This window comes from Micromonospora lacuserhaii (genome assembly GCF_036902735.1).
Taxonomy (GTDB): Bacteria; Actinomycetota; Actinomycetes; order Mycobacteriales; family Micromonosporaceae; genus Micromonospora.
This window is the reverse complement of sequence record NZ_JBAKHO010000064.1, coordinates 24966-28449: the sequence shown is the minus strand read 5'-3', so window position 1 is coordinate 28449 and position 3484 is coordinate 24966. Positions and strand designations below refer to the sequence as shown.

The 3484-nt window shown below is 71.6% G+C and carries 2 protein-coding genes; both read left to right on the top strand.

Annotation, left to right across the window (positions count from 1 at the left end):
• The first annotated feature begins 901 nt into the window (after positions 1 to 901).
• Entirely contained in the window at positions 902 to 2308 is a 1407-nt protein-coding gene (locus tag V6U81_RS25990) for a coiled-coil domain-containing protein (protein ID WP_334493002.1), read from the top strand.
• Positions 2309 to 2510: 202 nt separating this feature from the next.
• On the top strand, positions 2511 to 3257 hold the full coding sequence (locus V6U81_RS25985; protein ID WP_334493000.1) for an SAM-dependent methyltransferase: 747 nt from the start codon (positions 2511 to 2513) through the stop codon (positions 3255 to 3257).
• The last annotated feature ends 227 nt before the right edge of the window (positions 3258 to 3484 follow it).

The window sequence follows — 3484 nt, the reverse complement described above, 5'->3', positions numbered from 1 at the left end:
TACGTTACCCGGCGATTTTCCCCGTGTCAAACCGCTCTGTCGCGATCCGACCCGCTTCAAACCAATTCCGGGCACCACAATTTCGCCGACTTCCATCGGGTGCCTTGTGGATTATCCTTCCGCAGGACGACCGCTTACCGCGCCCGTTTCCCTGCCGGTCCGTCAGCCTACCCGGTCGGTTCCGCCTCACCAAATCGGCCCGTGGACCGCTCCGGGGCACCGCCCGGTTCCGCACGCCGAGAAGGAGAACCTCTCGGTATCGGAAGCCTTTGCCCCGCCCCGGCCTCCCGGGCTTTCGCCCGTTGCGTCCGTTCCGCGCTGACAGAGAGAAAGTTACGCGGCCGCCGAGTTGATCGTCAAATTCGGCGGGAGCGTCCCGCGTCACATCGTCCACCCGCGACCGTCGACGCTCCAGTAGGTTGCGCAAAGCCCCAGGTCAAAGGCGCACCGTCAGCACTTCACGCATACCTGCGGAGGTAATCGCCTCGGCACCCAGGGTGAACTGGCCGAGCCCACACCGGTGATATCGCCAGCCCGGTCCAAGCACAGGGCTGTGCCAGCGGCGAACTGGCGTACCCCGGAGGTTCGTGGTGGCGGCTCCACCCGCCACCCGCGACGGACGCCCACCACGACGGCGCCGGCGGGTCATGACCACGACGGCGTAGCCGCCGGTCTCGTGGAAGCGGAGGCCGCTGCCGAGTCGGCCATCCGATGGTTCTCTCCACCTCCTTCCGCACGACGGGTATGACCGCCAGACTGCTCTTTCGAAGGTGACCGTCGACTGGATGATTCCGCAGGGCCCGGTGACCGAAGGGCCCGGTCGGCGGTAACCTGACGCCCCATCACGCCCCGCGTCGCGGCCCCGCCGCGCAGCGTCGGCCGAGGAGTACGGAGGATGGCTATGTCCACCGGCGAGGAGCCGTTCGCCCCGCGCGACGACGCGACCTCGCGGCCGAGCTTCGAGCTCGCGCTGCGCGGCTACGACAAGCGGCAGGTGGACCGGTACGTCGAACAGCTCGACGCACAGCTGGCCACCGTCACCGCCGACCGCGACCAGGCCACCAGCCGGGTCCACGGCCTGACCACCCACATCCAGCGGTTGCAGGGCGAGCTGACCGAGCTGCGGCAGCGTCCGGCGCAGGTGGACCGGGCCTCGTTCCGCGACCTCGGCCCGATGGTCGACCAGATCCTGGCGCTGGCCGAGAAGCAGGCCGGAGCCATCACCGACGCCGCGACCCAGCGGGCCAACGCGTTGCAGGCCGAGGCGGAGAAGGCGCTGGTGGAGGCGCGGGACCGGACCGCGCAGTCCCTGCGCGACCTGGACGAGGAGCTGGCCGCGCGCAACGCCGAGCAGGAGCAGGCGTACGAGGAGCGGCGGGCCGCGGTGGAGGCGGAGCTGACCGAGATCCGCGAGCGGGCCGAGAAGCTGCGGGCCGACGGCGAGGCCGCGCACGAGCGCGCCCAGCAGGAGGCGAAGCGGATCAGCGAGCAGACCGCCAAGCAGATCACCCAGACCCGGGCCGCGTCCGAGGCGCTGACCAAGGCCGCCCGCACCCAGATCCAGCAGGAGATCCAGGCCGCCCGCACGCAGAGCCAGCAGGAGCTGGCGCAGTGGCAGGCGAACATGGAGAAGGAGCTGGCCGAGCGGCGGGCCGCCGCCGAGCAGGAGCTGGCCGAGCACCGGGCCGCCGCCGAGCAGGAGCTGACCAACCAGCACAGCGCGGCGGAGCAGCAGATCGCGGCGCTGATCGCCGAGGCCCAGCAGTACGCCACCGAGGTTCGCCAGCGCGCCGACGAGCAGGTAGCCGGGCACCACGAGCAACTGACCACGGCGCAGCGGGAAATCGCCGAGCGGCAGCAGGCGCTGGCCGAGGTCACCGGGGAACTGGAGACCGCGCGCGAGCAGCTCGCCGACATCCAGCAGGAGGGGGACACCGCCGAGCGCGAGCTGATGCAGGCGCAGCGGCGCCTCGAGGAGGTCCGCCGGAGCCTGACGGCCGAGACGAAGCGGCTGGACGAGGCGCGGCAGGCGGCGGAGTCGGTGGAGCGGCACGCCAAGGACGTCCGGGCCCGGGTACAGCGGGAGGCGAAGCGGGTGGCGGACCTGGCCGCCGCGGCCGTGATGGCGGCCGCCGCCGGCGGCGGGGAGACCGCCGAGTATCCGATGCTGACCGCCCGGCCGGGGGCGGAGCCGTCGGTCGAGGAGACGTCGAAGGAGCCCGTCGCGCAGATCCCGGCCCCGCGGCCCGCCCCCGAGCCGTACGTCCCGGCGGCCGCGCACCGGCCCGAGGTGGTGCCGAGCAGCTGAGCGCCCAAAGTCGGTGACGGCCTCGCGGCTGTGGTCGACGACCAACCGGACGGCGGTGGAATTCCGGTTGCCACCGTCCGCGAGCCGCGCATAGCGTGACGGCTCCGATCCGACGTCCTTAAGTAGGTGTTATTCGTGCCCGCTGTCCGTGTGGGAACCGCGACCAACCACACCCACCCTTCGGACGTCAGGACACAACGACATGGATCTGGCACGTAATCACGTCATCCGCGAAGGTGACCTTCGCATCCTCAACCCGTTCGACGAGGGGAAGCTGGCCACCCTCGGGCGGGCGATCAAGCTGCGCCCCGGCACGTCGCTGCTCGACCTGTGCAGCGGCAAGGGCGAAATGCTCTGCACCTGGGCCCGGGACCACGGCATCCAGGGCACCGGGGTCGACATCGGCACCGTCAACACCGCCGCCGCCCGGGACCGGGCGACGGAACTGGGGGTGGCCGACCGGGTCCGCTTCGTGCACGGCGACGCCGCCGCGTACGTACCCGACGAGCCGGTCGACGTGGCCGCCTGCGTCGGCGCCACCTGGATCGGTGGGGGTGTCCCCGGCACCATCGACATCCTGGAGCGCGGCCTGCGCCCCGGCGGGATGCTGCTGATCGGGGAGCCGTACTGGCGGCAGGACCCCCCCGACGAGGAGACCGTCCGGGCCTGCCACGCCGAGGCGAAGGACGACTTCCACGACCTGCCCGGCCTGGTCCGGCTCTTCCAGGACTGCGGCTGGGACCTGGTGGAGATGGTCCTCGCCGACCAGGGGAGCTGGGACCGGTACGCCGCCGCGCACTGGCTCAACCTGCGGCGCTGGTTGGACGCCAACCCCGACGACGAGCTCGCCGGGGAGCTTCGGGCGGAGCTGACCGACGACCCCGTCCGGCACGTCCGCCACCGGCGGGAGCACCTGGGCTGGGGAGTCTTCGCGCTGCTGAGGCGCTGACCGGTGGTGGTGGCGCGGCCGGACGGTCGCGCCACCACGTCGGACCGCGCCGGTGGGCGGGGCCGCCCGACGGGACAAGGCGGGCCCGTGAGGACCCGCCTTGCCGTTGGTGACTACCAGAGGATTTGAACCCCTAGACGACATCTGAAGTCCGCAACCGTGCTAAGTGGCAGTCACGAGCAGCGTAGGCCGGACGCCGGTGACCGCGCAGTCACGGATACGACACC